The organism is Cohnella massiliensis (assembly GCF_900169535.1).
Lineage (GTDB): Bacteria > Bacillota > Bacilli > Paenibacillales > Paenibacillaceae > Cohnella > Cohnella algarum.
The window spans coordinates 384,053-409,642 of sequence record NZ_LT821258.1 but is presented as its reverse complement, the minus strand read 5'-3'; the positions used below and the strand labels follow the sequence as shown (position 1 = coordinate 409,642).

The following is a 25,590-nucleotide window of genomic DNA, read 5'->3' as shown; positions in this document are numbered from 1 at the left end:
TTATCAAGAGAGGAGGTGGTGCTCGGCGACGCGGCAATCGAAGACTGGGGCGGAACCATACTTTACGAAAAGTTGAGAATAGATCCCCGAAAAGGAAGATAACAACCCTATCAATATCGTCTATCCAAAACGGGAGGAACCAACATATGATTAAACATCGTGCGAAATCGGTTTTGCTCATCATTTCTCTAATCTTGATTCTAACCCTCGTTCTGTCCGGCTGCTCGGGCAAAAAGAATGAAGCCAAGCCGTCTGAAGCCAGCGCTTCGGCTTCGACTTCGGCTCCGCCCTCCTCCTCGACAGCCTCGTTCGAGTCCGCACCAGGCGCCGACGGCGAACCAGTCAAGGACGGAACGCTCATCGTCGCGCTCAGTGCCGACGTCACCGTGCTCGACCCGTCGCGGGAAGGCGGTTGGGAGACGTTCCTTGTCAACCGCAACATTCACGAATCGCTCGTGAAGGAGGATCTGTCCAAAACGGCTCAGGAGTCGCCGGTCGTCGAGATCCAGCCTTCGCTCGCGGAATCGTGGGGCATCTCGCCGGACGGGCGGGTCTACACGTTCCATCTGCGCAAGGGCGTCAAGTTCCAGGACGGCACCAACTTCAACGCGCAGGCGGTCGAGTTCAACGTGCGCCGTGCTTGGGACAAGTCGTTCGAATTCTATGACGAGATTAGCGCCACGAACATGCTTCGTTTCTACCAGGATCTGAAGGAGATCAAGTCGATAGACGAATCGACCGTCGAATTCACCTTCAACCATCCGTTTCCCGCGTTCCTGCGGCTTATCGCGCAAGGCAGCGGCGGCTCCGGCCTGATCGGCAGCCCGGAAGCGATCAAGAAGTATGGCAACGACGGTTACGCGGAGCATCCGGTCGGCACGGGACCATTCCAGTTCGTCGAACGGGTCGTCGGCGACAAAGTCGTGCTAAAGCGGTTCGACGGCTACTGGGGAGACAAGGCGTACGCTTCCAATCTCATTTTCCGCCCGATCACGGACGACAACGCCCGCTTGACCGCCTTGCGCACGGGCGAGGTCGACATCATCCAGAAACCGCTCAAGGACTCGATCGATCAGCTCAAGCAGGACGGCTTCGGTGTTCCGGAGGCCGACATCCCCTCGGTCTACTATCTGACGTTGAACACGAAAAACAAGTACTTTCAGGACGCGAAGGTACGTCAGGCGTTCACGCTCGCCATCGACCGCGAAGCGCTGGCAGCCAACCTGCTCAAGGGTTACGCCATCCCGGCGTACAGCGCCGCGCACGCAGGCAACGAAGCGTACGATCCGAACCATAAGCCGTACGGCTACGACGTCGAGAAGGCGAAGCAACTGCTGGCGGAGGCCGGCTATCCAGACGGGTTCGAGACGACGCTGCAGACATGGACGGGCAACGAGCCGTACGCGGAGTGGATTCAGCGGGATCTGGCGAAAGTAGGCATCCAGTTGAAAATCGAGACGTTCGACTGGGCCACTTTCGGCAAGCAGCGCTTCATGACGGACGCCATCGGCGTCAACACGATGTCCTGGGGTTTCGTGACGTCCTACTGGCTCTACGTTATCGGCCATTCGCAGAGCACGGGCCGCTACGGCAACTACTCGAACCCGGCCTATGACGAAGCGGTTGACAAAGCGATGAATGAAGCGGATCCTGCCAAGTCGCTGGAGTACTACAAGCAAGCTCGGGACGTTATCGACAACGACGCCGCGATCGTGCCGCTCTTCAGCGACAAGACGCTCGTCGCCGTCGGCAAGAATGTGAAGGGCTTCGTGCTTCCTTCGCAGAACTGGTACGACCTCACCAAGGTATGGGTGGGCAAATAACAGCGAGAGGAGTCCGGCTATGGCCGCTTATATCCTTAAACGGGTGCTCGCAGTCGTTCCCGTCGTGCTGGTCGTGACGTTCCTCGTCTTCCTGGCCGTGCATTTCAGCCCGGGAAGTCCGGCGGAGACGCTGCTCGGCCATGAAGCGACGCCCGAAGCGGTAGCCCGCCTCGAGCACGAGATGGGACTGAACCGTCCGCTTCTCTCCCAATACGTTCATTGGCTGGGGGATTTGCTCCAAGGGAAGCTGGGAGACTCGCTAGTCATGAGGGTTCCCGTCTCTCCCATTCTATTCGAGAGATTCCAGAATACCGTCATCCTGACCGCCGGCAGCCTGCTCGTCTGCCTTGCGTTCGGAATCGGCATCGGCATAGCCGCCGGCCTGAAGCCGTCGTCCTGGTTCGACCGGACCGTCATGTTCCTGGCGACGATCGGCTCCAACGTTCCGACGTTCTGGCTCGGCATCGTCCTCATGTGGCTGTTTTCGCTTAAGCTCGGCTGGCTGCCGTCCTCGGGCATGTACGACCTTAGAGAGGGAGAGACCTTCGCGGGGCTAATGAAGCATCTGATTCTGCCGTCACTCGCGATCGCGATCTCCTCGCTGGCCATCGTCGCCCGGCTCATCCGGGCGAGCGTCATCGAGGTGATGAACGCGGACTTCGTCCAGACGCTCCGTTCACACGGGATGCCACATGGCCGCATCGTCGGCAAGCACGTGCTTCGGAACGTTCTAGCCCCGATCGCGAACATCACGGGGCTCGAGGTCGGCTACCTGCTCGGCGGCGTGTTGTTCGTCGAGACGGTGTTCTCGTGGCCGGGAATCGGCTCGCTGCTGTACAACAGCATCATGGGGCACGACATTCCGTTCGTTCAGGCGGGCGTTCTGCTGATCGCGTTCACCTACGTGCTCGTCAACCTGCTGACGGACATTGCCGTGGCTCTACTGAACCCGAGGTTCAAGGCCTAGTACGAATGACGATATTCGCACAAAAAAGGAGGAGAGGGCCGCATGGCTAACAACGATGCCGCTCTGGCGGAACGCTCGGCCTCTTCGTCCGCTTCGACCGCGCCCGAGGCGGAGCCGGTTCCGGGCGATCGTGCCGGAGCCGGCCGGTTCCGCAGGGTGTGGATCCGGGACAAATTCGCGCTGGCTGGTCTCGTCATCGCGGCAACGGCGATTTTTGCGTCCGCGTTCGCCTTCTGGTTCGCCCCTTACGATCCTTATGTCGGGGACGGCTCCCTGCGCCTGTCTCCTCCGGGAACGGAGGGACATCCGCTCGGACTCGACGGACAGGGCCGGGACATTCTAAGCCGGCTCATCTGGGGCGGCCGCATGTCCCTGACGGCGGCGCTGCTGCCGATCGCCGGTGCCTTCTTCGTCAGTGCGGCCATCGGGCTTTTCGCCGGATACTTAAGAGGCAAGATCGGCGAAACGCTCATGCGGGCGATCGACGTTTTGTTCGCTTTTCCCACCATTCTGATCGCGATGGGGATCGCCACTGTGCTGGAGGCGGGCCTGCGCTCGGTCATCGTCACGATCTTCGTTGCGCTCATTCCGCCGATGTCCCGGGTCGTCTATACGGCGGTCCTCGCGGAGAGCGGGAAAGAGTACATAGAAGCGGCACGGGTGCTCGGCGCCTCCAAGGCGGCGATTCTGTTCAAGGAGCTGCTGCCGAACGTTGTGACGCCCCTTCTCGTGTACGCGACCTCGCTCGTCGGCAAGATGATTATTTTCTCGGCGGGGCTCAGCTTCATGGGACTCGGCATCCAGGCTCCCCAATCGGACTGGGGCAAGATGACGTCCGACGGAATGGCCGTGCTCATGCAGGGGGCCCCTCACGTGGCGACCCTTCCCGGACTCGTCATCCTGATCGTGTCGATCGGGTTCAATTGGGTCGGGGACGGACTGCGCAATTATTTCGATCCGCGGTACAAGTAAGCGGCATAAGCGGGAAGCAAGGAGGCGAGCGGTGTTATGGCATTGCTAACGGTACGAAATCTGCGTACGGAATTCGCGACGCCGCGCGGCGTCGTCCGAGCCGTTAACGGCATCGACTTCGACGTGGAGGAAGGCGAAGTGCTCGCGATCGTCGGCGAATCGGGGTCCGGCAAAAGCGTCGCCGCGCTGTCCATTATAGGGCTGCTGCCGGGACGCTCGGCTCGCGTCGCGGAAGGCGAGATTCGGTTCGGGAACCAGGACCTGACGAAACTGTCTCCGAGAGAGTTGTGCCGGATAAGGGGCAGCGAGATCTCCATGGTGTTCCAGAATCCGCTAACGGCTCTCGATCCCTCATTCCGCGTGGGCAAGCAGCTGGCGGAAGTAATCTCCCTTGGAGGCGGCGCCAAGGGCAAGGCTGCCGAGCGAGAAGCCACGGAGTATTTGGCTCGGGTCGGCATCCGGGATGCGGAGCGGGTGCTTCGCGCGTATCCGCACGAGCTGAGCGGAGGCATGAGGCAGAGAGTCGTCATCGCGATGGCGGTGAGCCGCCGGCCGAAGCTGATCATCGCTGACGAACCGACGACGGCTCTCGACGCCACGATTCAGAAGCAGATTCTCGGGCTGCTGCGGGACATTAACCGTGAACTGGGAACTTCGATCATCGTGATAACCCACGACTTCGGCGTCGTGGCGAATCTGAGCGACAAGGCCGCCGTCATGTACGCGGGCCATATCGTCGAGCACGGAAGGACGGCGGACTTGATCGCCGATCCGCGGCATCCCTACACCCGCGGACTGATCGGCTCGGTACCGGACCCTGGCCTGCGCCATCGTTTTGGCGCGCGAAGACGGTTGGCGCAGATCGAAGGCTCACCGCCCGATTTGCTGAATGCGCCTGCCTGCTGTGCGTTCGCCGGACGGTGCCCCGAGGCCACGGTCCGGTGCCGCTCCGGGGTACCGGAAGCGCGGCTTTATCCCGGCGGGCGCCGGATCGCCTGCTTCGAGAGGGAGGCGAAGACGCATGCCGCCGCTCGTTGAGGTTCGGGGAGCGAGCAAGTTCTACGACGTCTCCACAGGATGGCTGCGCCGAAAGCGTCGCGCGTTCGCCGCGGTAGAAGGCGTCGATCTGGCGATCGGGCGCGGGGAGATCGTCGGCTTGATCGGGGAATCCGGCTCAGGCAAGTCGACCCTCGGCCGCCTTATCTGCCGCCTGGTCGAGCCGTCCGAGGGCAAGGTGCTGTTCGACGGACAGGACATCACCCGACTGTCTCATCGGGAGATGATTCCTTATTACAGAAGAATGCAGGTTATCTTCCAGGACAATACCTCTTCGCTGAACCCGAGGCGGACGATCGGCGCGCAGATCGTGGGCCCGATGCTCCGGCTCGGGGTGGCGAAGGACCGACGCTCCGCGGAGGCGGAAGCGATTCGGCTGCTGGAGCGAGTCGGGCTACGAAAGGATTTCTTCTTGCGCCACCCCCACGAGCTGTCCGGAGGCCAACGACAGCGGGCCGGCATCGCGAGAGCACTCGCCGTACGGGCAGAGTTTCTCCTCCTGGACGAGCCGACGTCCGCCCTGGACGTGTCGATCCAGGCGCAAATCTTGAATCTGCTGCTCGATCTGCGCGAGGAGTTCGGGTTGACGTACCTGTTCATCGGGCACAACCTGGCGGTGGTCGAGTTTTTTTGCGACCGCGTCGTCGTCATGGAGCAGGGGAAGATGGTCGAATCGTTGCCCGCCGAGGAGCTGTTCTCTTCCGCACGGCATCCCGCGACCCGGCATCTGTTGGATTCGGTGTTGGGAATCGGCGACGGGCGACGGAAGATTGAGCTTGAATCACAGGAAAGGACGGGATTGGGATGAGCGGAACGAAACGGCAGATGAGCCTGGGGGTCTTCCTGCTCGGAGTCGGCCATCATATCGCTTCCTGGCGCGACCCGAAGGCGCAGCCGGAGCGATTATTCGACCTTGATTTCTTCGAGGAGATCGCGAGAACATCGGAGCGGGGCAAGCTGGACATGATCTTCATCGCGGACCGGTTGTCCGTTCTAGACCGGTACGAGTCGTACATCGAGAACGCGATGAATGTTCATCTGGAGCCGATCACGCTGCTCTCGGCGCTGATTGGCGTCACGGAGAAGATCGGTCTGGCGGCGACGGTGTCCACGTCGTTCGCCATGCCCTACAATCTGGCGCGAGACTTCGCGACGCTGAACCATTTGAGCGGTGGACGGGTCGCCTGGAACGTCGTCACGACGGCGGAGATCGAGGAGGCGCTGAACTTCCGGGAGCGACACTTTCCGCATCAGCACCGCTACGAGCGGGCTGAAGAGTTCGTGGAGGCGGCGAACCTGTTGTGGGACAGCTGGGAGGAGGGAGCCCTGATCGGGGACAAGGCTTCGGGCCGGTTCGCCGACGTCCGCCGAATCCGCGCAGAGCGCCACGAGGGCCGCGAATTCTCGCTGGAAGGGCCGCTCAACGTGCCTCGCTCGCCGTTCGGAAGGCCGGTGCTTATCCAGGCGGGAGCCTCGGAGGCGGGGCAGAATTTGGCCGCAAAGATCGCGAACATCGTGTTCACGGCTTGGCACACGATCGAGGAAGCGCAGCTTTTTTACGGTAACGTGAAGTCGAAGCTGGTCGCCCTTGGGCGTTCGCGGGATAGCGTCAAAATTCTGCCGGGCATCTACCCGGTCATCGGGGTGACGGAGAAGGAAGCGAAGGAAAAGGCGGAGCATCTGCACGACCTGCTCATTCCGCAGCTCGGCTTGGCGTGGCTTTCCATCGTTCTCGCTCGCGACCTGACAGGCTGCGACCTGGACGGGCCGCTGCCGGAGCTTCCGGACCTGAAGGACGTCAACGCGGGCAAAGGCCGGTTCCAGCTCGTGTCCGACATGGCGAAGCGCGAGGGCTTGAACGTTCGGCAGCTCATACGCCATATGATCGGCTCGCGCGGACATAAGACGGTATACGGTACCGCTTCGCAGGTGGCGGACGAGATGCAGCGTTGGTTCGAGAATGGGGCTTGCGACGGTTTCAACCTGCTTCCTCCCCATTTTCCGAACGGGCTTAAAGAGTTCGTCGACCATGTGGTGCCGGAGCTTCAGGCGCGTGGGATCTACCGGACGGAGTATGCGGGTTTGACGCTGCGGGATCATCTGGGGCTGACCGGTCAGGCGGCGGAGGAGCTGAGTCGGAACGCCGGCACTTGACGAGAGCAAGGAGGAGTAGAGAGATGGCAGACGTTGAACGCAAGCTGCATCTGAGCGTGACGCTGGGAGGACCGGGGCATCATCCGGGGGCGTGGAGAGCTTCCGGCTCGGTTCCGGAAGAGTGGTTCTCCCTAGACTTTTACCGTCGTCAGGCGCTTCTGGCGGAAGAAGGCAAATTTGACCTGCTGCTGGTAGACGACCTGCCCGGGCTGGGGCAGAGGGCGAGGTTCGGGGCGGCCGCCACTTCTGGAGAGACGGGAGCTTCTCTTGCGAGAGCTATCCGGCCGGAGGCGGTCAGCACCGTATCCGCGCTCGTACCCTTCGCGAGGAAGATCGGGCTGGCGGCTACTGTGCCGGTTACGTACAACGAACCGTACCACGTCGCCCGCAAATTCGCGTCGCTCGACCATCTGACGAGGGGCCGCGCCGCATGGACGATTGCCCTGAACGAGACGGACGGAGCAATCCGGCACTACGGGCCGAATCCGGCGAAAACGGCGGAGGAGAAGGAATGGCAGGCGCGCGAGTTCGCGGATGTCGTCAAGGCGCTGTGGGACAGTTGGGAAGACGGAGCGCTTATTGTCGACAAGGAGTCCGGTGTGTACGCCGATCCCGCCAAGTACCATAAGCTGCGCCACCGGGGACGGTTTTACACCGTTCATGGAGCCCTCAACGTGTCGCATCCTCCGCAGGGACATCCGCTCATCGTCGGGAACGCCGACGCGGCTCCGGGATTCGAGTTCGCGGCGGATCACGCCGACCTGATTCTGGCCCACCGAGCGACGTTCGAAGAGGCCCGGGAGCTTCGCGAGCGGGCGGTGAAGGTTCGTTCGGCGACCCGCTGGCTACCGTCGGCGCCGAAGGTGCTGCTTAACGTGATGCCTGTTCTGGGTGCGACCGAAGCCGAAGCGGCCGAACAAGCTCAGACGCTGGAACGGCTTGCGATGGAGATAGGCGGCACGGCGGTCTCGGGCGAAGGCGAAGCCGCACCGGGATTGGGCGCAGTCGGGGCCGCGGAACCGGCCGCCGCAGCAAACTTGAGCGGAGCCGCAGGGCTCGGAGTCGGGGTGAAGTACTGGACCTTGGTCGGCTCGTATGAGCAGGCTGCGGAGAAACTTGCCGAGTGGTTCGAGGCCGGCGCCTGCGACGGCTTCAACCTCCTGCCGGCCGTACTGCCGGAAGGACTGGGCGAGTTCGTCCGGGAAGTCGTGCCCCGGCTGCAGGCGAGAGGATTGTTCCGGACCGAATACGAGGAGTCGACGCTGCGCGAGCGCTTCGGATTCTTCGAGCCGGCTAACCGGTTCGAACGGGAGCGAGACAAAACAGTTCGGGCGTAGATCCACGACAAGAAAGAGATAACGGACGTGGATATCTTGCGGTGAGTCTGAAGAGGGGAGGGGGGAGAGCCAAAATGGTTCGGCAGCCCCCCCGCTTCCCTTTTTTTCAGGCGAGCTGGGAACGGACGATGAGCAAAAGCGGCTCTATTCATTTCAACATTGGAAAAAGAATAGATTTTGCATCTTTGTCTCCCGGTCACAAGTTTTGAAGCATATCATCAAATGCCATTTAGGTAATTTCAAACCTATGCCTGTTTTCCTCCACCCACTCCGCAAAAGACTTAAGCGCAACGCCATGCTGCCCTGTTTCCAGAAGATCGAAAACATCCGGGAACTTCCTCCAGTCCCATAAAATAAACTGTTCCCATTCAACATGCCCCGTTTCCGGGCTTCCTCCCTGCTGACTGTCTCGAAAATGACTTTCTGATCCCGTACGCGACCCAGCGTCTCGGCAATCTCCGTCAAGGACAGCTCATCGTTTGCGACATTAAGGGGGTGCCCCCTTGCATCGTGCCAATAATACTCCGTTTTTCAATTCCGGCGCCATGATGGCCGAAAGAGGCTCCACAAAGTTCTCCTTAAACCAGCACGGGTGAAAATCGTCCAATACCGAAAACTGCCATTGCGGATGGCCCTGGTCACGGCTGCGGGCACAATCTGCTCGGAACGCTGGCGTCTGCGCGGCGGTCGCCATCGCCGGCCGGCTGCGCGAGGAATCGCTGTCGGGAGGGATCCGCTACTACGGCTGGGTTCATCTTCCCCAAATAGCAAATCTACTTTCAGCGCTCCTTACTATAGGAATAGACAAGAAACGATTTAGAACGACGAGATAGGAAAAAAACTACCCTCCCTACAATTAGGAAAGTCTGGTATCATAGTTCTACAAAGCAGAATCCGATAAAAAAGATTCAATCGGCGATTCGTTGACATGGAACGGATATCGGTGTTACTATTAACCAGTGTAAATGTCTAGGAATTATTGGTTTAATTTTGACTGGAATGTGAAATAGGATCTACCAGTTCACTGGAGACCGTATCCCGCGTCGGGAGGCAGGTCTCCTTTTTGTTCGTTCCAGAATATGAGAGGGACAGGAGAGAGAGCCATGCCGGAAGCTAAGGAACCGAATGGGGAGAGCGATTCCCGGGGAATACGTACGCGGAAGCCGTGATGGAGCCAGCCTACAGCGGGGGAAAAGGGAGCTTCGATCCGATGGTCGCCGTACATAAGGACATCTCATCATGCTCTGCGAATAGGAGCTGCTGCCCGAGCGAGATACGGAGGAGACGGCAAAAGCGCTTCTTTCTCTCGACCGCGAGGGGCCACCGTATCGGATTCGCTCCCGCGACATCCGGCGGCTGAGGGCTGCATACGGCAACGGCAACCGCAGCAGCCTGGGGGCGGCCGCTATGACGACATCGGGCTTCGCGATCAACCGGGAACGGACGACGGAGCTGCTGCTCTGGGAATGTAGGAGTTCGCCTCGATCCGCGTGGCGGACCCCTTTGTGCAGATCAGCTCGATCATGTCGCAGAAGCGCACCCCGGTATCGCTGGAGCACGCCCGCTCCTTGCTGTCCTCCTGCGCAGGAAGCGCGAATACGGTGCTGACGATGATTCACAATATGCCGTTCGGCGATATCGTCGATACCGAAGACGATCTGTAGCCGTAAGTCTAGCGATGTCTCGAAACGCTGGTTGCGTCTATCGGCTGCTCGCCCGCTTCGTCGAGACGCTCGAAGTGAACCGGGACGTCCTGCGGGAGAGAGGCCTCTGGAAGGAGTAACGCTAATTCAACATACAAACCTACAAAAGGGCTGAGACTATGAGCGATTTACGCGAAAAAGCGAAAACCTGGAAATTCGATACGCTGCAGGTCCATGCCGGCCAGCAGCCCGATCCAGCGACCGGCGCGAGGGCTGTGCCGATCTATCAGAGCAGCTCGTTCGTCTTCAAAAACACGGAGCATGCGCGGGCGCTGCTGAACTTTGAGGAAGAAGGCAATACGTATACCCGGATCGGCAATCCGACCAACGACGTGCTTGAGCAGCGGATCGCGGCGCTCGAGGGAGGGACGGGAGCCTTGGCTGTCGCATCGGGCTCGGCCGCCGTCACTTATTCTATCTTCAATATCGCGGGCTCGGGCGACGAGATCGTGGCGGCCAACACGCTGTACGGCGGTACTTACAATCTGCTTGCCGTGACGCTGCCGAAGCTCGGCATCCGCACGGTGTTCGTTCGTCCGGACGATCCTGAGGCGTTCCGCGAGGCGATTACGGATAAGACAAAGGCGCTGTTCATCGAGTCGATCGGAAATCCCGGCCTGAACGTTCCCGACATCCAACGGATCGCCGACATCGCCCACCAGCACCGAATCCCGCTGATCGTGGACAATACGTTCGGCACGCCGTATCTGATCCGCCCGTTCGAGCACGGGGCCGACATCGTCGTACACTCCGCGACCAAATATATCGGGGGCCACGGCAATTCAATCGGGGGCCTGATCGTCGACGGCGGCCGGTTCGATTGGACGGGCGGCAAATTTCCGGGCTTCACGGAACCCGATCCGAGCTACAACGGCATCCGGTATGCGGAGAAGTTCGGCGACCTGGCCTACATCACTAAGGTCCGGGTCCAGTTCCTCCGGGATATCGGGGCGTCGATCAGTCCGTTCAACTCGTTCCTGCTGCTGCAAGGGCTGGAGACGCTGTCACTGCGTGTGGACAAGCATCTGGCCAACACGAAGCGGGTCGTCGAGTTTCTGAAGGGGCATCCGGACGTGGCATGGGTCAACTATCCCGGGCTCCCCGACAGTCCGTATTACGAGCTCGCGCAGAAGTATTTTCCTAAAGGGCCCGGTTCCATCTTTACGTTCGGCCTGCACGGCGGCTACGAGGCTGCCAACCGGTTCATCGACGGCCTCGAGTTGTTCTCTCATCTGGCGAACGTGGCCGACGCCAAGTCGCTCGTCATCCATCCGGCCAGCACGACGCATGCGCAGCTGTCGCCCGAACAGCAGTTGGCGGGAGGGCTGACGCCGGACCTGATTCGCATCTCGGTCGGAATCGAGGATCCGGATGATTTGATCGACGATCTGAGACAGGCGCTGGCCCGCGCCGGGACTTCACCAGGGAGGTAGTTCGTAACCGATACGATAAAAAGCCTAAAAGCACCTCTCCGTATGAAGGGAGGTGCTGTTTGGCGTGAGGCGCAATGCCGCTACACGGCGTGAACAGCCAAGGGCCGGTCTTCCGGCCCATTTGGAATGGCCGCTTCGTGCCGCGTCTGCGGACGGCTCCGAACGAGCTGCATGCGTCGATTGAACGCCCCACCGTTACGGTTGGCTGCGTACGGCGGAGAAACGGTTTGGCGGCACCGGGAGGCTGAAGTGCTCCCTAAGCGTCGAGCCTTCGTATTCCAGGCGGAACAGGCCGCGGGCCTGCAGGATCGGAACGACGCCGTTCACGAAGTCGTCCAGCCCTTCCGGCAGCGCCGGTGCCATGAGCATGAAGCCGTCGGCCGCGCCGCCGAGGAACCACTGTTCGAGCGTATCGGCGATTTTCTCCGGCGTGCCGACCAGATGATCCCCGCTGAAGGACCCGATGATGAGGGAATAGATTTCCCGAAGCGTCGGATTCTCGCGCGCGATGACGGGCTGATGCTTCCGATAATCGGGATTCGCCGCTTGAAGCGTATCGAGTCCGGCTTCGGCTGCCGTCGTCTCGGGCGTGAACCGGCTGAAGTCGAGTTCCTTGAAGTAATCGGCCAGGAAGCCGAGGATCGTCTCGTCCGGGAGAAGCGCTTCCAGCCGTTTCTTCTTTGCTTGCGCTTCCTCGTCTGTCGCGCCGATAACGGGTGCGATGCCCTGCAAAATATACACATTGTCGGGATTCCTGCCGAACGACGCCACCTTGCGTTTGAACGCGTCGTAGTATTCCTTCGCGTCCTCGAAGTTGAACTTGATGGCGAACACCACCTCCGCGACGCGGGCGGACAGCTGCTGTCCGGCGTCCGAGTTCCCGGCCTGAACGAGTAGCGGGTAGCCCTGTTCGGAGCGCGCGACATTCAGCGGCCCTTCGACGGAGAAGAACTCGCCTTTGTGGCGGATGCGATGAAGCCTGGACGGGTCGAAGAACCGCCCCGTCTCCTTATCGTAGACGAACGCGCCGTCCTCCCAGGAGTCCCAAAGGCCGCGAACGACGTCCACGAATTCCTCGGCGCGCCGGTAGCGATGCTCCAGCTCGTAATGCGACTCGGCTCCGAAGTTGCGGGCGGTATTGCCGGACAGATCGCGTGTCGTGACGATGTTCCAGCCCGCCCGTCCGCGGCTGATCCGGTCGGCCGAGAGCAGTTGGCGTGCGAGGTTAAACGGTTCGACGTAGGAGGTGGAGGCCGTCGCCACAAGTCCGATGCGGGACGTGGAGCCGGCCAGGGCGGCGATTAGGGTCAGAGGCTCGAATCGGTTCAATATGTTCGGGTGGGACTGCTCGTTAATCGCGAGACTGTCGGCGAGGAAAACCATGTCGAACTTGCCTCGCTCCGCGGTCGCCGCGAGCGCCCGATAGTAGTCGATATCGACGCTTGCACCCGGACTGGCAGCGGGGAGCCGCCAGGATGAAGCATGCATGCCGGTGCCGACGAGGTAGGCAGACAGTTTAATTTCTCGCTTTTTGGACATGGGGAATCGTCTCCTTATGCGCCGCCCGGCTTCTCCCTTAACGTAAAAAAGACACTCTCCGACCGGGTCGGATTCGTGTCTCCATACGCATGGTGGACATCGCGGTTCGTGTCTGATTCCGTGGAAGCCGCCGGACTCGGACGTGTATTGAGTGTCATATTAAAACGTTATGTAAAAGATGTCAATCCCGGTCAGCGAGCGGGCGCTGGCCGCGATCACGGCGGAAAAAACGGTTGACGAATTCTGGGAACTGGATTATCATTCAAATTGCCAACCCAAATACCAATTAACCAAATAGGAATTATTGCGTTTACCAGTCGACTGGAGATGCTGCCTCTGCAATAGAGCGGCATCTCCTTTTTGTTGGCGGAAAGACAAGGGGGATGACAGCGGCATGACACGAGTAATCGCGGAGAAAAACATAGCGGTACCGATGCGCGACGGCGTCCGGCTGTTTGCGGATATTTACCGCCCGGAAAGCGGCGGACCGCATCCGGTGCTTCTCCTGCGAACGCCTTATAACAAGGAAGATGCGCAGACGATGAACTACGCGCATCCGAGCTGGTACGCCCGCCGCGGCTATGTCGTGATCGTACAGGACACGCGCGGCAGATGGGCGTCGGAAGGCGAGTTCGAGCCATATACGAGCGAGGGTGAGGACGGCTACGATACGATCGAATGGGCGGCGAAGCTCCCGTATGCGATTCCGAAGGTCGGCATGTACGGCTTCTCGTACTGCGGCGCCGTGCAATGGCAGGCTGCGGTCCTCCGGCCGCCGCATTTGGCCTGCATCGCGCCGGGCATGATCGGCTCCGATTCCTATCAGGGCAAAGCGTATCGCAACGGAGCGTTCTCGCTGGCGCTCCTGCAATCCTGGGTGCTGTTCGCGGCGCAGGATACGGCGCTTCGCCGCGGGCGGACCGATTGGGCGGCAGAGATCGGATCGCTCTATGCCGGCATTCACGCCTATTACCGGAAGCTGCCCCTCGGGGAGCCGCCGGAGCCGATCCGGGAGCTCGCGCCTTATTACCGGCAGTGGTTGGAGAATCCCGTCCGCTCTGACTATTGGCTTGGCCAAGCGCTGAAAGAGAGCTACGGATCGATCGAAGTGCCCGCGCTGCATCTCGGCGGCTGGTACGACATTTTCATCGACGGCACGATCGAGAATTTCGCCGGCGTCCGGGCGCAGGGGGCCACCGATCTCGCGCGGAACAACCAGCGGCTCGTCATCGAGCCCTGGTACCATATGCCGTGGTCCCGGTATGTCGGCGAATTGGATTTCGGTCCGGAGGCCGCAAACCGGATCGATCAGTTGCAGCTCGACTGGTTCGATCAGTGGCTGAAGGGGAGGAAGCCGGACTTCCCGCCTTCGCCGGTCCGCTACTTCCAGATGGGCAGTAACACATGGCGCGAAGCCGCCGATTGGCCGCCGCCCGGCTTCACGCCGACGGCCTATTATCTGCACAGCGAGTCGCGGGCCAACTCCATAAATGGAGACGGTTCGCTGTCCCGGGCCGAACCGCTTGAGGAAGACCCAGACATATACGTGTATCATCCTTCAATCGCCGTACCGGCGCTAGGAGGCCGCTCGGGAGCGGTTCCCGACCTGACGCCGATGGGGCCGCGCAATCAGCTTCCCGTTGAGGTGCGCAACGACGTGCTCGTGTATACGTCGGTGCCGCTTGAGGAGGAACTGGAGCTTGCCGGCGAGATCAGACTAGAGCTGTATGCGGCTACCTCGGCCGAAGATACCGACTTCGTCGCGAAGCTCGTGGACGTCTATCCGGACGGTCGCGCCATGAACGTCGCCGAGGGCATCGTCAGAGCCAGTTATCGGCACGGTCTGGATAGACGCGAGTCCGTGCCGCCGGGCGAGGTGCTGCGATACGAGCTGTCGCTCGGGCCGACGGCCATCGTCCTCGGGAGGGGCCATGCCGTCCGGCTGGACATTACCAGCTCGCTGTTTCCGACCTTCGACCGGCACCCGAACCGGCTGCTGAATCCGGGACTGGCGACCGAAGCGGACTTCGTCACCGCGACGCAGACAGTTTATCACGACCGGCTCTATCCGTCGCGCCTGTGGCTGCCGGTCGTTTCCGGCGAAGCGAAGGCGGGAGCCGAGATATGACAATCTCCTTCGTCTGGTTCGACCTCGGATACACGCTCGTTTACCAGGAGCGGGAGAAGGCGTTCGAGCGTTTCCTGCTGGAGGAGGGCATCGACCTCGGAATCGAGCGGATCGAGCTCGCCTACCACCTGGCGGACAAGCTGTTCATGCGGGAGTATCCGGGCGTGCTCGGCCGGGAGCCGAGCACCTTCTATCCCTGGTACATCGGCGTGCTGAATCATTTTTTGGGCCTGCATTTCGACCTGGAGCGGCAATGCCGGCGGCTTCGGGAGCTGCAGAGACCGCCAGAGCGTGCCTGGAGGCCGTTTCCGGAAGCGGCTCGCGTGCTTCGCGAGCTGCACGGCATGGCGGTCGGGACCGGGCTGATCAGCAATTGGGACGCCTCGGCCCGGACGGTGCTCGAAGACGCGGGCTTGCTGTCGCTGCTCGATCCGGTCGTCGTCTCTTCGGAGGTCGGCGCAGCCAAGCCGGACCCGGAGATTTTCAGGATCGCGCTCGAACGCGCAGGCGTTCCTGCCGAGCGCTGTCTGTACGTCGGCGACAACTATTACGACGATGTCGTCGGCAGTGCGGGAGCGGGTATGCGGAGTTGCCTGATCAATCGCTTCGGCAGCCGGGGCGTCGAAGAGATCGGCGCAGCGACCGTGCTGACTTCGGTCGGCGATGTTCCGGCGTATCTAAGATCGGCGGTGGACACCGCATATTCTTATTTGGAGAAAAGGAGACAAATACGATGAAAAATACGAAATCGTCCAAATGGATGGCCGGATTTGCCGTCACGCTGCTGCTGCTGTGGATCTTGTCCGCCTGCGGCGAAGGAAATAACGGAGGAAGCAACGGTACTGCGAGCCCGTCCCAGTCGGCAGAGGCAACGGCATCGGAGCCTGCATCCGCCTCGGCCTCCGCGGCAGCGGCGTCCCCGGCTTCAGGCCAGAAGGTGGAAGGCGGCAAGGTTACGGTTCTCATTTTGCAGGATTTGGACTTCCTGGATCCCCATCTCGCCGTGGCCGCGGGCACGAACGAAGTGCTGTTCAATTTGTTCGAAGGGCTGCTGAAACCGAACGAAAAGGGCGAGCTGCTCCCGGCGCTGGCCGAATCGTACGACGTGTCCTCCGACGGCCTGATCTATACGTTCAAAATCCGTAGCGGCGTCAAGTTCCACAACGGACAAACGCTGACGTCCACCGACGTAAAGTATTCGTATGCGCGGCTGGCGGGCCTGGATACCGGCAAACCGCTGCAGACCTCGTTCGAGGGCGTCAAGTCGGTGGAGGCGCCGGACGACTCGACTGTCGTCATCACGCTGAAGGAGCGCAGTTCGTCCTTCCTAACCGCGCTCACGTCGGCCGTCATCCCGAACGGCTATCAGGACAGCAACAAAAACCCTGTCGGCACCGGCCCGTTTAAGTTCAAGTCATACACGCCGGGACAGGGCATGGTCGTCGAGAAATTCGCGGGCTACTGGCAGAAGGGCGTTCCTTCGCTCGACGAGGTCGATTTCCGCATCATTACGGATCCGCAGGCTGGCTTGCTCGCCCTCAAGTCCGGCGAGGTCGACATCTACCCGCGGATCGGCACGGAGCAGCTCGAAGAAGTGTCCAAGGACTTCAATACGATCAGCGTGCCGCAAAATCTCGTGCAGCTGGTCGTGCTGAACAACGACCGCAAGCCATTCAACGACGTCCGGGTCCGCCAGGCGCTCAATTACGCGATTAACAAGGATGAGATTATCGACGGCGTAGCGCTCGGCAAAGGCACCAAGCTCGGCTCCAATCTCAGCCCGGTGCTGGCGAAGTACTACCAGGAAGGGCTTGAGGACACGTACAAGACCGATCTGGAGAAGTCCAAGAGCCTGCTGAAGGAAGCCGGCTATCCGAACGGCTTCGAGACGACGCTGTCGGTTCCGTCCAACTACCAGTTCCACGTCGATACGGCGCAGATCGTGGCCGCCCAGCTCGAGCAGATCGGCGTCAAGGTGAAGATCGAGCCGGTCGAATGGGCGGTATGGCTGGACCGGATCTACAAAGGCCGCGACTACGACAGCACGATCATCGGCCTGGACGGCAAACTCGACCCGTATCAAATTCTCAACAAATACTTGTCCGATTCGCCGAACGATTTCTTCAATTATAAAAATCCCGAGTTCGACAGCACCCTGAAGGCGGCAGTCGCGGAGTCCGACGACGCCAAGCGGGTCGAGTTGTACAAGAAGGCGCAGACGATTCTGACACAGGATGCGGCCGCCATCTACATTATGGACCCGAACACCAACATCGCGCTGAACAAGAAGCTGGCCGGGTACAAGACGTATCCGCTGTACGTGCAGGATCTGTCGAGCGTGTACTTCACGCAGTAAGGGCGCCGTGCCCGGAGATTAGACGATGAGCTACTATGTCAGGCGATTCTTCACCCTGCTGCTGACCGTCGTCCTCGTGCTGCTGCTGACGTTTGCCGTGTTCCGGGTCATCCCGGGCAACCCGGCGCTCGCCATCCTCGGAGTCGAGGCGTCGCCTGCCCAGATCGAGCTGCTGTCGGAGAAACTCGGCACGGACAGGCCTATCGCCGTGCAGCTTGTGGATTGGTTCCGCGGCGCGGCGACGTTCGATCTGGGAACCTCGCTTCGGTTCGACGAGCCCGTAGCCGGGCTGATCGCCGCCCGGCTGCCGATTACGCTGACGCTGGCGTTGGAGGCGATCGCGATCATCGTTATCGTCTCGATCCCGCTCGGTATTCTGGCCGCGCGAAGGCGGGGGAAGGCGGCCGATCTGCTCGTGTCCGCCGGTACGCAGCTCGGCCTCGCGGTTCCTTCCTTCTGGATGGGCTTCCTGCTGATCCTGCTGTTCGGTCTGACGCTGCGCTGGGTGCCGGTCAGCACCTACGTCGATTGGAGCGACAGCCCGCTGTTGGCGTTGCGGTCTACGATACTGCCCGCCGTCGCGCTGGCGATTCCGCAAATCGCGATCGTCGTCCGCTATTTGCGCACGACGTTGCTCGAGCAGCTCAGCCTCGAGTATGTGCGGACTGCCCGAAGCAAAGGGCTCGGGGAACGGGCGGTCCTGTACGGACATGTGCTCCGCAACGCACTCCTGCCCGTCGTTACCGTCATCGGCATTCAATTCGGCGAGCTGTTGGCCGGCAGCCTAGTCGTCGAGCAGGTGTTTACGCTGCCCGGCTTCGGCAGTCTGCTCATCACGGCGATCGGCAACCGCGACTATCCGTTGATCCAGGGGCTGGTGCTGTTCATCGCCACCTCGGTCATCGCGATTAACTTCCTGGTGGATCTGTCCTATCGATGGCTGGATCCCAAGATCAAACTGAGGTAGGGACACGGAATGAAAAGAAGCTTGTTGCTGACGCTGGGCCTGGCGCTCGTCGGCGGTCTGGCTGTCCTGATGCTGGTCAGCCTGTTTTATACGCCGTATGAGCCGAACGCCATGAAGATCGCGCATCGTCTCGAAGCGCCGAGCGCGGCACACTGGCTCGGCACCGACAATTTCGGGCGGGACGTGCTGAGCCGAGTCATGGTCGGCACGCAGACCGCCTTCCTCGTCGGCGCCGCCTCGGTCGCCATCGGCGCGGCCGGAGGGCTGGCGGTCGGCACGATCGCGGGCTACGCCGGCCGTTGGGCGGATGAATTGCTGATGCGGGCCACGGACGCGCTGCTTGCGTTTCCGGGCATTCTGCTCGCGCTGCTGCTCGTTTCCGTGTTCAAGCCGAGCCTGTCGCAGACCGTACTCGCGATCGGCATCCTATTCGTGCCGTCCTTCGCCAGGGTAATCCGCAGCGGCGTGCTCCAGCAGCGGGAAGCGGAGTACGTGCGGGCGGTGAGGGGCTTTGGAGCGGGGCATATGAACCTGTTGTTCGTGCAAATTCTGCCCAATATCGCCTCCTCGATCGTCACGACCGCCGCGCTTAGCTTCTCGACGGCGATCTTGATCGAAGCGGCGCTCAGCTATTTGGGCCTGGGCGTTCAGCCTCCCGATCCTAGTTGGGGACGGATGCTGAACGAATCCCAGACCTACCTGGCGAAGGCTCCCTGGTTCACATTGGCTCCCGGCTTGCTGATCACGGCGACCGTTCTCGGCTTCAATCTGCTGAGCGACGGCATCCGGGATGCGCTCGACAAGCGGGTATGAGAGGTGACGACGATGACGGAACCCACGCGAACCGCAGCTCCCGTATTGGAAATCAGAGACTTGCGGCTTGAACTTCAAGCCGGCAGCAGGCGCGCGCTGCCCGTTCTGGACGGCGTGTCGCTGCGCGTCGGGAAGGGCGAGATCGTCGGCATCGTCGGCGAGTCGGGCTCCGGCAAGAGCGTGCTATCGCTGGCGGTGCTCGGGCTTCTGCCGCCCGCAATCCGCATCGCAGGCGGCGAGATACTGAACAAGGACGGGCAGTTTCTGAACCGGCTCGGAGAAAATCGTCTGCGACGCATTCGAGGCAAAGAGATCGCGATGATCTTTCAGGATCCGATGAGTTCGCTGAACCCGGGCCTGACCGTTGGGCGGCAGGTGGCCGAGGTGATCCGGCTGCACGAAGCGTGCTCGCGGCGCGAAGCGGAGGAGCGGACGGTCGCCATGTTCCGCAAGGTTGGGCTGCCGAGACCGGAATCGCTCCTGCGTGAGTATCCGCACCGGCTGTCGGGCGGCATGCGCCAGCGCGTCATGATCGCCACGGCCGCCTCCTGCCGGCCGGAACTGTTGATCGCGGACGAGCCGACGACGGCGCTGGACGTCACGATTCAGGCGCAGATTCTCCAGCTGATGAAGAAGCTGAGGGAGGAGGACGGCACATCCGTACTGCTGATTTCGCACGATCTCGGACTCGTATCCGGTATCTGCGACCGTATTGCGGTGATGTATGCCGGCCGGATCGTCGAGCAGGGGACGGCCGCCGAGGTGCTGAGGAGGCCCGGGCATCCGTATACGGCCGGGTTGCTGGCCTCGATCCCGCTGCCGTCGAAAAAGGGGAGCAAGCTCACGCCGATCGCGGGAAGCGTGCCGGCGCTGCACGAGCGGGGGGCGGGCTGTACGTTCGCTTCGCGCTGCGGATACGCTACGGAGCGCTGTAGGCGGGAGGCGCCGGCCTATCATCGGGCGGGGGACTCGCATATTGCCGCCTGCCATTTGCTGGCTGAGGAAGGAGGATCGGCGCATGCGGTCCGATGACACCATTCTGGAGCTGCGAAATATCAGGAAGAGTTATACCCTCCGGCGCTGGCCGGCGCCGGCCGAGACGCTGCGGGCGGTGGACGGCGTCTCCCTCTCGGTCCGCAGAGGAGAGACGCTTGGCGTCGTGGGCGAGAGCGGCTGCGGCAAGTCGACCGTCGGCCAGATCGCCTCGCTCATGCTGCCGGCCACGGCAGGCAGCCTCACCTTCAAAGGCGTAACGCTGCCCGCCGGCCGCGTGACAAATCGCGGCCGGCTTCGCACGCAGATCCAGTACGTTTTCCAGGACCCGTATTCGTCGCTGAATCCGCGGTTTACGATCGGCCGATTGCTGGAGGATCCCTTGGCGATTCAACGGGCGGGGGGCCGCCGGGAGCGAAGGCAGCAGGTCGAACTCATGCTCGAACGAATCGGCCTGGATCCGTCGTTCGCGAAGCGGTATCCGCACGAGCTCAGCGGCGGCCAGCGGCAGCGCATCGGGATCGCGAGAGCGCTGATGCTCGAGCCCGAATTTCTCGTGCTGGACGAACCGGTCTCGGCGTTGGACGTGTCCGTTCAGGCGCAAATCCTGAACCTGCTGAAGGAGCTTCAGCAGGAATTGGCCTTAACTTATTTGTTTATCTCGCACGATCTGAACGTCGTTCACTATGTGAGCGACCGCGTTGCCGTCATGTATCTCGGGCGGATCGTGGAACTGGCCGACGTACACGCCTTGTATGCCGAGCCCCTGCATCCGTACACCCAGGCGCTCGTCGCGTCGATTCCTGCGGAGCCGGGCTCCGGCCCCAGGGAGGCGCCGGTTGTCGAAGGCGAGCTGCCGGATGCCCGCCGTCTTCCCGAGGGTTGCGCGTTCCGCACCCGCTGCCCCTATGCGCATGAGCGCTGCGGCCGGACGCCCGAGCTGATAGAGATCCGTCCCGGCCGTCAGGTGGCCTGCCATCTTTGGACCGCGTTCCAATAGCGAGGCTGCATCATTACGGGTACCGTCATAAGCATAGGCGCCCTAGATTGCGGAATCGCGCGCCGTTTGCGTTATTCCAGGCTAAATTCCGGCGAGTGAAAGCTAGAAAGGACCCCCAACGGAATTGGGAGTCTCCATTCATTTCTAAACAATGTGACATGCTCGACCTGTACGGATTGCTGCGCCTACGCCGCTCCCGGCTTCCGGTCCTCGGCGATCAGACGCCCATCGCGTCCAGGGAGACGCTTCCCGCTGCCGGGGGGATTCGGCGGCAGAAGGGGAGTAGAAGCTCCGCGATACGGTAGGCCTCCTCCAGATGCGGACCGGAGAGAATGAAGGTGTCGACGCCAAGTGCCGCATACTCGTTTAACCGCTCGGCGATCTCTTCCGGATTTCCCCACGAGCGCCGTGCCGACGCCGCCGCCACTTGTCCGAATGTAGTCTGAACGTCTCTGCGACGTGCGGCGTCCTAAACCTGGCGAAATCCCGTTGCCACCTGCCCTGCGACCGGAGTGACGAGCCGGTTGGCAATTCGCCAATTGCTGTCGATTTGCTCATATTCGTCTTCGATCGTCGTCCAATCTGCAGGACGATGCTCTCCGAACGGGGTACGCGTGCTGGCCCAGTGCCATACGGTCGCGTAGGCCAACAGACGGGGGCGCCCCGTGTCCCATTCAATCGTGCTTGTCCGCCAACATGGGCAACTGCCGAACCGGGGTTCTTGCCGCCTGCAAGCATAAAGTCGACAAATTCGTCTCGGCCGTTGAACTATTACGGCGGCCCCGGCATGCCGTCCACCGGCTCGATACGATACGAACCGAAAATTCCGTCTCCGATTTTCGGTTCATCCAGCGGGACGATCCTCCAGCCGAACGACAAAACCTCCTGCAAACGTTTCAACTGGATGGTTGACATCTCCGTCAGGACGGCCTCTTTTCCAGCTTCCTGCACGAGTTTGGGCTCGTAGCCGAAAGCAACCCGGATCCAGCTCCGGATCCCGCGTACCGTATTATATTTGATTTGATACCCTTCGAGTACGGCCGATTCGAAAATTGCGGGTTCCTGCTCGGCGAGAAGGAGCAGCTCCTCGTAATTAAATCGAAAAGCACCGCCGTCCTTCGGAAGATTGACTCCGCTTTTAATGTTCTCGATGATCTCTTCGTCCGTCCAGCCCAGACTTCGCAATGATTCGACCAGTAAAGCGTTCCATTGCGAAAGCTTGACAACCTGCAGCGTTATCTCTTCAGCCATTTCCCGCAATTCCCCTTCCATTATGAAGTGTGACTTTGTCCGCTTGACGTCGCAGCGGAAAACCGGGATATGCGGAACGGCGAGATGTCCCAAGAGGTGTCCCCGTTCAGGGCCAAATCCGCCAATATTTCGCCCACCGCGCTTGAAAATTTATATCCGTGACCCGAAAAGCCTCCGGCTACGACCACGTTTGGGTAAAGCGGATGGCTGTCGATGATAAAATGTTCGTCCGGCGTCAATTCGTATTTGCACACCGCGCTACGCAGCAGCTTACCCGCAGCTTTGGGCAAGAACGTTTCCAGCGCTTGCCGCAAGTCTCCTTCATCCTCCGGATAAGATCCGAACGGGTGCAGATCTTTTCCCGGCTCCCACGGTACGCCGCCGTCGTGGCGACCGATCTTAACGCCGGCTCCGCCGATGCTCGGAAAACCATAGTAACTGCCGTTTTTCGTGCCGATTGTAAAGCCCGGGAAGACGCCCGCATTCAGCGACAATCCGGAAGTTTCGAACCACCCTACGACTTTGCGGACCGGACGGATCGGCAAAGAAAGGAAAGGCTGCAGCGTTCTGAACCATGCACCCGCGCTTAGGATGACGCGTTCGGCGTTATAGCTTTCATCCTTCGTTAGTATCGTAACGCTGTCGTCCTTTTCTACGCGAAGATCCAGGACGAATGTGTTCGCAGCCAGCCTCGCTCCGGCGCGCAGCGCCAGTTCCTTGTATGCTGAAATGCACCGTTCGCTGTACAGGTATCCGGCATTAGGCTCGTACATACCGCCAAATTCGTCCGGTACGTTCACTTCGGGCCATCGCTTGCGGATTTCTTCGCCTGTCAGCCATTCCGCCTTAACGCCTTGGCTTTCGGCGTCTGCTCGGCGCACCCGAAAGTCGTACACGGCGACATCCGCCATGTTGAGGACGCCGGATCTCTCCAGAAGCTTGTGTCCCGATACTTCCTCCAACTGCCGCCATTTTTCGTCCGCTCTGAGCGCAAGGCTAACGTATGCTGGACCGCCATCGTACGCATGACGAATGAGACGCGGCTCGCCGTGATGGCTTCCTTCTCCGTGCGGCGGGTCAAAGGCGTCGATCAGCAGCGTATCGGCGCCCCTTTTGGCCAGTTCATAGCCTGCGCTCATCCCCATCGAACCAGCGCCGACAACGATTGCGTCATGTTTTTTCGAAATAGGGCCCACTTCCTTTGCTTGGTTAAATTCTTCAGCAGGTCGTACACGTCTCCCCTGTCTTCACTTCATCCCGCTTAGTGCAATTCCTTGAATGATTCGTTTCTGGAAAATCAAAAAGACGACAATGAGAGGAATCACGGAAACGGTGGCTGCAGTCATGATCAGAATCCACCCGCTGTTGTCCTTCATCTCGCTGGAGAAGAAGACCATCCCGACCGGGAGCGTATACTTGTTCTCCGTCTGCAGCACGATGAACGGCCAGATGAACTGGTTCCAGCTCGAAATGAAACTCAGGATCGCGAGCGTCGCCAGAGCGGGTTTCACGAGCGGAACCGCGATGGAGGAGAACACTCTCCACTCGTTCAATCCGTCGATGCGGGCCGCATCGAGCAGCTCTGAAGGCAAAGACTCCATGAATTGGCGCATGAGGAATATGCCGAATGCGGAAATCAAACCGGGCAGCAGCAAGCCGGTGTACGTATCCGATAACCCGAGCTTAGATGCCAGCAAGTACCAGGGAACGATGAGCATCTCGGTGGGCACCATCAGCGTGCTGATGATGAACACGAAGATGACGGTTCGCCCGGGAAATGAAAATTTAGCCAGCACGTAACCCACGATCGTATCGAAGAGCAGTACCGACGCCGTCGTTACGACCGCTACGGCCGCCGTATTCGCGATCCATCGCCCGAAGGGGGCCTTTACGAACAGGTCCGCGTAGTTGGTCCATGTGGCCGGCGACGGGATTAAGCCAAGATCGAACAAGTCCTTGGGCTCCTTGAACGAGGAAACGGCCATCCACAAAAACGGAAACAGCGTCACGGCGACCCCCCCGAAAAGGAGCAGATAGCCGATGAGCGACCAGGTGCCGTACGGGATAGATCGCCTTCTAGTCCGGTATGCGGAAAAGCGGCCTTGATCCGGGTTCATACGGGTTCCTCCTTGTCAGTAGTCGACCTTGCGATTTAAAATTTTGAGCTGCAGCAGCGTGAACGCCAGAATGAGAACAAACAGAACGACGGTGGCTGCCGAAGCGCTCCCCATATCAAAGTTTTTGAAAGCCAGCTTGTAGATATGATAGACGAGCGTACGAGTCGAGTTGAGCGGGCCTCCGTCCTGGGTCATGCTAACAATATGGGAGAACGCTTGAAGGTACGAGATGCCGGCGATAACGGCCGAGAACAGAATGACCGGATTGAGCAGCGGCACCGTAATGTGGCGGAATCGCCGCCAGGCGTTTGCGCCGTCGATATGCGCAGCTTCATGATACATCTTCGGGATGCCCTCCAGACCCGTCAAAAAGATTAGCATTTGGAACCCGACGCTTTGCCAAATCATGGACAAGGCGACGACGAACGGAGCCTGATCCGGGGATTGAAGAAACGGCTGCGCGGGCAGGCCGAGGTTAAGAAGCTGACCGTTAACCCATCCGTTTGGCATAAGCAGCCAGCGGAATACCCAACTGACCGCGACGATGCTCGTGACGTACGGGATGAAGTAGACCGTTCGGAAAAAGCCGCGCAGCCGGTTCGCGTTATGCAGCAGAAGAGCGACGACGAGCCCGGTTGCGAGTTGGCCAGGGATGCCTACCGCAACGAACAGGAACGTATTCGCCAGCGACTTGCGGAACGCTTCGTCCGCGAACAGGCCGGAGAAGTTGGCCCATCCGACATAGGGCTTCTCCGGTGAGAGCACATCCCATTCCCGTAAGCTGATATTGAAAGAGTACAGGATGGGGATCAGCCGGGTTAGGAGAAAATAGAGCAGCGGAACGCCCAGCATCAGATAGATGAAAATGTAGCGCTGCGCGCGGTAGTTCAGACGAATCGTCAGCGGCCTGCGCTCTCTGGCCGTGCGGGACCGGGTCGCGTTCGAGATCATTCGGTCTTCCATCCTCCTTCATGGGCAAGC

Annotated in this window: 21 protein-coding genes and 2 pseudogenes; 16 read left to right on the top strand and 7 right to left on the bottom strand. The window is 60.6% G+C overall.

Features of this window, described 5'->3' with window-relative positions; all coding sequences use genetic code 11:
- Window positions 1-146: 146 nt before the first annotated feature.
- The 9 genes and pseudogenes from B7E11_RS11495 (at window position 147) to B7E11_RS11455 (ending at window position 11,445) form a co-directional block, all read left to right on the top strand.
- A complete protein-coding gene (locus tag B7E11_RS11495) occupies window positions 147-1,823 on the top strand; it encodes an ABC transporter substrate-binding protein (RefSeq protein ID WP_080834486.1) in 1,677 nt (558 codons plus the stop codon).
- A gap of 19 nt (window positions 1,824-1,842) precedes the next feature.
- Complete coding sequence (locus tag B7E11_RS11490) at window positions 1,843-2,790, top strand: ABC transporter permease (protein WP_080834484.1); 948 nt, start codon at window positions 1,843-1,845, stop codon at window positions 2,788-2,790.
- Between the two features lie 42 nt (window positions 2,791-2,832).
- Complete coding sequence (locus tag B7E11_RS11485) at window positions 2,833-3,762, top strand: ABC transporter permease (RefSeq protein WP_080834482.1); 930 nt, start codon at window positions 2,833-2,835, stop codon at window positions 3,760-3,762.
- A 36-nt stretch (window positions 3,763-3,798) separates the two neighbouring features.
- Window positions 3,799-4,800 (top strand): ABC transporter ATP-binding protein, encoded by a 1,002-nt coding sequence (locus tag B7E11_RS11480; protein ID WP_080834480.1) that lies wholly within the window; start codon window positions 3,799-3,801, stop codon window positions 4,798-4,800.
- The gene (locus B7E11_RS11475) at window positions 4,784-5,626 is read left to right on the top strand and encodes an ATP-binding cassette domain-containing protein (protein WP_080834478.1); all 843 of its coding nucleotides are present in this window, start codon (window positions 4,784-4,786) and stop codon (window positions 5,624-5,626) included. Before B7E11_RS11480 ends, B7E11_RS11475 begins: the two co-directional genes overlap by 17 nt.
- Window positions 5,623-6,972 (top strand): LLM class flavin-dependent oxidoreductase, encoded by a 1,350-nt coding sequence (locus tag B7E11_RS11470; RefSeq protein WP_080834476.1) that lies wholly within the window; start codon window positions 5,623-5,625, stop codon window positions 6,970-6,972. Before B7E11_RS11475 ends, B7E11_RS11470 begins: the two co-directional genes overlap by 4 nt.
- A 23-nt stretch (window positions 6,973-6,995) precedes the next feature.
- On the top strand, window positions 6,996-8,309 hold the full coding sequence (locus B7E11_RS11465; protein WP_080834474.1) for an LLM class flavin-dependent oxidoreductase: 1,314 nt from the start codon (window positions 6,996-6,998) through the stop codon (window positions 8,307-8,309).
- A gap of 1,338 nt (window positions 8,310-9,647) precedes the next feature.
- Window positions 9,648-10,074 (top strand): annotated as a pseudogene (locus B7E11_RS30955) (argininosuccinate lyase); the annotation flags it as partial.
- Between the two features lie 57 nt (window positions 10,075-10,131).
- Window positions 10,132-11,445 carry an O-acetylhomoserine aminocarboxypropyltransferase/cysteine synthase family protein gene (locus tag B7E11_RS11455; RefSeq protein WP_080834470.1) on the top strand — a complete coding sequence of 438 codons (1,314 nt, stop codon included), beginning with the start codon at window positions 10,132-10,134 and terminating at the stop codon, window positions 11,443-11,445.
- 195 nt (window positions 11,446-11,640) lie between these two features.
- On the opposite strand, the gene B7E11_RS11450 is transcribed toward B7E11_RS11455, so the two are convergent.
- Entirely contained in the window at window positions 11,641-12,984 is a 1,344-nt protein-coding gene (locus B7E11_RS11450) for an LLM class flavin-dependent oxidoreductase (RefSeq protein ID WP_080834468.1), read from the bottom strand.
- Between the two features lie 394 nt (window positions 12,985-13,378).
- On the opposite strand from B7E11_RS11450, the gene B7E11_RS11445 reads away from it, so the two are divergent.
- The 7 genes from B7E11_RS11445 to B7E11_RS11415 are packed head-to-tail and all read left to right on the top strand — an operon-like array spanning window position 13,379 to window position 21,241.
- Window positions 13,379-15,112: a CocE/NonD family hydrolase gene (locus B7E11_RS11445; protein WP_080834467.1), complete on the top strand. Its 1,734-nt coding sequence runs from the start codon at window positions 13,379-13,381 to the stop codon at window positions 15,110-15,112.
- Window positions 15,109-15,849 (top strand): HAD family hydrolase, encoded by a 741-nt coding sequence (locus B7E11_RS11440; RefSeq protein WP_080834465.1) that lies wholly within the window; start codon window positions 15,109-15,111, stop codon window positions 15,847-15,849. Before B7E11_RS11445 ends, B7E11_RS11440 begins: the two co-directional genes overlap by 4 nt.
- The gene (locus B7E11_RS11435) at window positions 15,846-17,468 is read left to right on the top strand and encodes an ABC transporter substrate-binding protein (protein WP_080834463.1); all 1,623 of its coding nucleotides are present in this window, start codon (window positions 15,846-15,848) and stop codon (window positions 17,466-17,468) included. The genes B7E11_RS11440 and B7E11_RS11435 overlap by 4 nt, the downstream gene beginning before the upstream one ends.
- A gap of 25 nt (window positions 17,469-17,493) precedes the next feature.
- Window positions 17,494-18,435 (top strand): ABC transporter permease, encoded by a 942-nt coding sequence (locus B7E11_RS11430; RefSeq protein ID WP_080834462.1) that lies wholly within the window; start codon window positions 17,494-17,496, stop codon window positions 18,433-18,435.
- A 9-nt stretch (window positions 18,436-18,444) separates the two neighbouring features.
- Complete coding sequence (locus tag B7E11_RS11425) at window positions 18,445-19,248, top strand: ABC transporter permease (protein ID WP_080834459.1); 804 nt, start codon at window positions 18,445-18,447, stop codon at window positions 19,246-19,248.
- Between the two features lie 12 nt (window positions 19,249-19,260).
- On the top strand, window positions 19,261-20,280 hold the full coding sequence (locus tag B7E11_RS11420) for an ABC transporter ATP-binding protein (protein WP_080834458.1): 1,020 nt from the start codon (window positions 19,261-19,263) through the stop codon (window positions 20,278-20,280).
- A complete protein-coding gene (locus B7E11_RS11415; RefSeq protein ID WP_080834456.1) occupies window positions 20,267-21,241 on the top strand; it encodes an ABC transporter ATP-binding protein in 975 nt (324 codons plus the stop codon). Before B7E11_RS11420 ends, B7E11_RS11415 begins: the two co-directional genes overlap by 14 nt.
- A gap of 217 nt (window positions 21,242-21,458) precedes the next feature.
- Here the strand turns inward: B7E11_RS11415 and B7E11_RS29970 are convergent.
- The 6 genes and pseudogenes from B7E11_RS29970 to B7E11_RS11390 all read right to left on the bottom strand — a co-directional run.
- A pseudogene (locus B7E11_RS29970) lies at window positions 21,459-21,663 on the bottom strand (alkanesulfonate monooxygenase); the annotation flags it as partial.
- A gap of 47 nt (window positions 21,664-21,710) precedes the next feature.
- On the bottom strand, window positions 21,711-21,890 hold the full coding sequence (locus B7E11_RS29515; RefSeq protein ID WP_176220698.1) for a hypothetical protein: 180 nt from the start codon (window positions 21,888-21,890) through the stop codon (window positions 21,711-21,713).
- Between the two features lie 122 nt (window positions 21,891-22,012).
- Window positions 22,013-22,492, bottom strand: a complete 480-nt coding sequence (locus B7E11_RS11405; RefSeq protein ID WP_080835480.1) for a hypothetical protein — start codon at window positions 22,490-22,492, stop codon at window positions 22,013-22,015.
- Window positions 22,493-22,512: 20 nt separating this feature from the next.
- On the bottom strand, window positions 22,513-23,679 hold the full coding sequence (solA, locus tag B7E11_RS11400; RefSeq protein WP_080835477.1) for an N-methyl-L-tryptophan oxidase: 1,167 nt from the start codon (window positions 23,677-23,679) through the stop codon (window positions 22,513-22,515).
- Between the two features lie 60 nt (window positions 23,680-23,739).
- On the bottom strand, window positions 23,740-24,609 hold the full coding sequence (locus B7E11_RS11395) for a carbohydrate ABC transporter permease (protein WP_080834455.1): 870 nt from the start codon (window positions 24,607-24,609) through the stop codon (window positions 23,740-23,742).
- A 15-nt stretch (window positions 24,610-24,624) separates the two neighbouring features.
- On the bottom strand, window positions 24,625-25,560 hold the full coding sequence (locus B7E11_RS11390) for a carbohydrate ABC transporter permease (protein WP_080834453.1): 936 nt from the start codon (window positions 25,558-25,560) through the stop codon (window positions 24,625-24,627).
- Between the last annotated feature and the right edge of the window lie 30 nt (window positions 25,561-25,590).